Here is a 3,538-nt window from a genome sequence, read left to right as displayed (position 1 = left end):
CCGCTCGACGGCGTAAGGGTCGGCGTGGTCACCTTTCCCGGCTCGCTCGACGACCGCGACGCCGCACGGGCCGTGCGCCTTGCCGGTGGATCCGCGGTCCAGCTCTGGCATGGCGACTCCGACCTCCAGGATGTCGACGCCGTCATCATTCCCGGCGGATTCTCCTACGGCGACTACCTGCGCGCCGGCGCCATCTCCCGTTTCGCGCCGCTGATGGAGCAGATCACTGCGGCAGCGGGCGGAGGAGGCCGCGGACATACCGGCGCCCTGCCCGTGCTCGGCATCTGCAACGGCTTCCAGGTCCTCACCGAAGCCCATCTGCTGCCGGGCTCGATGATCAAGAACAATTCCCTGCACTTCCTCTGCCGGGACCAGCGGCTGCGGGTCGAGAATTCCCACACCTCCTGGACGTCGGATTACGCGCCGGGCGAGGAGCTCGTCATCCCGCTGAAGAACCAGGACGGCCAGTTCGTCGCCGACGACTACACACTCGACGTGCTCGAGGGGGAAGGCCGGGTGGTGTTCCGCTACGTCGACGGCAACCCCAACGGCTCACGCCGCAACATCGCCGGCATCTCCAATGAGGCGGGGAACGTCGTCGGACTGATGCCCCATCCCGAGCACGCCGTCGAGGCCGGATTCGGTCCCGACTCATCGGCGAAGGGCAAGGTCGACGTCCGCGGCGGCACCGACGGACTTGGCATTTTCACCTCGGTACTCAAGAAGTTGGTTGGCTGAATTGACTCACACGTCCAGGAAATTCAACATCGACTCTGTGGCCGACGCAGAAGCCACACCGAACCAGAACCTGCCGTGGGCTGAGCTCGGGCTGAAGGAGAACGAGTACAAGCGCGTCGAGGAGATCCTCGGGCGCCGCCCCACGGGCGCCGAACTCGCCATGTACTCGGTGATGTGGAGCGAGCATTGCTCCTACAAGTCCTCGAAGGTGCACCTGCGGCAGTTCGGCGAGAAGGTCACCGAGGCGATGAAGGAACACCTGCTCGTCGGAATCGGCGAGAACGCAGGCGTCGTCGACATCGGGGATGGCTGGGCTGTGACCTTCAAGGTCGAATCCCACAACCACCCCTCGTTCGTGGAGCCCTACCAGGGCGCCGCGACCGGCGTCGGCGGCATTGTCCGCGACATCATCTCCATGGGCGCCCGCCCCGTCGCCATTATGGATCCGCTGCGCTTCGGCGCCATCGACCACCCGGACACCGCCCGCCTGGTGCACGGCATCGTGTCCGGCATCGGCGGCTACGGCAACTCCCTCGGCCTGCCCAACATCGGTGGCGAAGTGGTGTTCGACGCCGTGTACCAGGGGAACCCACTCGTCAACGCGCTCGCCGTCGGCGTCCTCCGCCACGAGGACATCCGGCTCGCCAACGCATCCGGCGTCGGCAACCGCGTGGTCCTCTTCGGGGCGCGGACCGGCGGCGACGGCATCGGCGGCGCCTCGGTGCTCGCCTCGGAGTCGTTCGACGACACGAAACCGTCCAAGCGCCCCGCCGTCCAGGTGGGCGATCCGTTCGCCGAGAAGGTGCTCATCGAGTGCTGCCTCGAACTGTTCAAGGCCTCGGTGGTGGAGGGCATCCAGGACCTCGGCGCCGCCGGGATCTCCTGCGCCACCTCCGAACTGGCATCCAACGGCGACGGCGGCATGCACGTCGAACTGACCAGGGTCCTGCTCCGGGACCCGAGCCTCACGCCCGGCGAGATCCTCATGTCCGAATCGCAGGAACGCATGATGGCCGTCGTGACGCCGGAGAATGCCGGAGCGTTCGAGGCCGTCATGGCGAAGTGGGCCGTCGAGTATTCCTGGCTCGGCGAGGTCACCGACACCGGCAGGCTCATCATCGAGTGGGACGGCGAGAAGATCGTCGACGTCGATCCCCGCACCGTGGCGCACGACGGTCCGGTCTACGAGCGTCCCTACCATCGCCCCGCCTGGCTCGATGCCGTGCAGTCGGACTCCTTCGCCGGACAACAGCCCGAGGATCTGCGGGCCGCCGTGCTGGAGCTCATGGCCTCCCCGAACATGTGCTCGAAGGACTGGGTCACCAACCAGTTCGACCGCTACGTACAGGGCAACACGGCACTGGCCATGCCCGACGACGCCGGCGTGGTCCGCGTCGACGAGGAAACCGGCCTCGGCGTCGCCATCTCCACGGACGCGAACGGCCGCTACTCCTACCTCAACCCCTACGAGGGTGCGCGGCTGGCCCTTGCCGAGGCGTACCGCAACGTGGCGACCTCGGGCGCCCGGCCGCTCGCCGTCACCGATTGCCTGAACTTCGGCTCCCCGGAGGACCCCGAAGTCATGTGGCAGTTCGCCGAGACCGTGCGCGGGCTTGCCGACGCCTGCCAGGAACTCGGTATCCCCGTCACCGGAGGCAACGTCTCGCTCTACAACCAGACCGGCGGCGTAGCCATCCACCCCACACCGGTGGTCGGCGTACTGGGAGTGTTCGACGACGTCGCGCGCCGCACGCCGTCCGGCTGGCGTGAGGACGGGCAGGCCATCTATCTGGTCGGCACCACCAGGGATGAGCTCGACGGTTCCGAGTGGGCGAACCTCCGCGGGCACCTCGGCGGGCAGCCGCCCACCGTGGACCTCACCGCGGAAAGGACACTCGCGGCTATTCTCGTGAACTGCTCGCGGGACGGCATGGTCGACGGCGCGCACGACCTCTCGGAGGGCGGCCTCGCCGCCGTTCTGTGCGAGATGGCGCTGCGGTTCAACGTGGGCGCGCGCATCGGACTCGACGAATTGTGCGAGCGTGACGGAATCGACGCCTTCACCGCACTGTTCAGCGAAAGCCAGTCACGCGCCGTCGTCAGCGTCCCCCGCTCGGAGGAAGTCCGCTTCAACGACATGTGCACGGCGCGGAACTTCCCGGCGATGCGCATCGGTGTGGTGGATGCCGAGAACCAGGCGCTTGATGTGCAGGGCTTCTTCAACCTGCCGCTCGAGCAGCTTCGGGAAGCGCATGAGGGAACGCTGCAGCAGCACTTCGGCTAGCCCGGCCGCCGGCCACGGCAGCTCGCGCGCCGCGAGCTCCCTCGCCGCCTCGACGTAGCGGGACAGGACGTACTTCTGGGTGAGCCGGGTGACGGGCGCGCCGAGTGTGTAGAACAGGTTTGCCGGCACACTGTAGGCGCTGCAGGTGAAAACGAGCTGGCCCGCGGCGGTCAGTTCGGCATAGAAGCCCTCCTCGCCCCGCACGGGATGGCCCTTCAGGGTGCCATAGCCGAAGCCCGCCCGCTGGCCGGGAACGGCTCGTCCTGCGCCGTCGAGCACGGCCTCCCTCGCCCAGACCACCCGGCAGGGTGCACTCAGGCGGACCCAGCCGACGCCGAACCCCGAGGTCACTTCCCCGCCCGGTATAGCACGGGGCGCGTCGGGCCTCATGGTGAGACCCGCACCGCGGTGGAGCTCCCAGGACAGGATGCCGTCGGCCAGCGCGAGAAAGGCAGCGGCGGGATCCGCAGCCCCGATACCGTGCGACTCGGCCATTCCCCGGTAGCCGGCGGGCCA

General features: G+C 68.1%; 2 protein-coding genes and 1 pseudogene. 2 read left to right on the top strand and 1 reads right to left on the bottom strand.

The window, feature by feature from the left end; translation table 11 throughout:
* The first annotated feature begins 24 nt into the window (after positions 1 to 24).
* Together purQ and purL are read left to right on the top strand one after the other, a co-directional pair.
* The gene (purQ, locus tag Y704_RS0108070; RefSeq protein ID WP_051476829.1) at positions 25 to 738 is read left to right on the top strand and encodes a phosphoribosylformylglycinamidine synthase subunit PurQ; all 714 of its coding nucleotides are present in this window, start codon (positions 25 to 27) and stop codon (positions 736 to 738) included.
* A complete protein-coding gene (gene purL, locus Y704_RS19805; RefSeq protein ID WP_253904259.1) occupies positions 731 to 3,022 on the top strand; it encodes a phosphoribosylformylglycinamidine synthase subunit PurL in 2,292 nt (763 codons plus the stop codon). Before purQ ends, purL begins: the two co-directional genes overlap by 8 nt.
* Before the next feature lie 60 nt (positions 3,023 to 3,082).
* Here purL and Y704_RS23335 read toward each other — a convergent pair.
* Positions 3,083 to 3,538, bottom strand: a pseudogene (locus Y704_RS23335) (DUF1990 domain-containing protein); the annotation flags it as partial.

The sequence above is a fragment of the Arthrobacter sp. Br18 genome (genome assembly GCF_000520555.1).
Taxonomy (GTDB): Bacteria; Actinomycetota; Actinomycetes; order Actinomycetales; family Micrococcaceae; genus Arthrobacter_D.
This window is presented reverse-complemented; position numbering and strand designations above follow the sequence as displayed.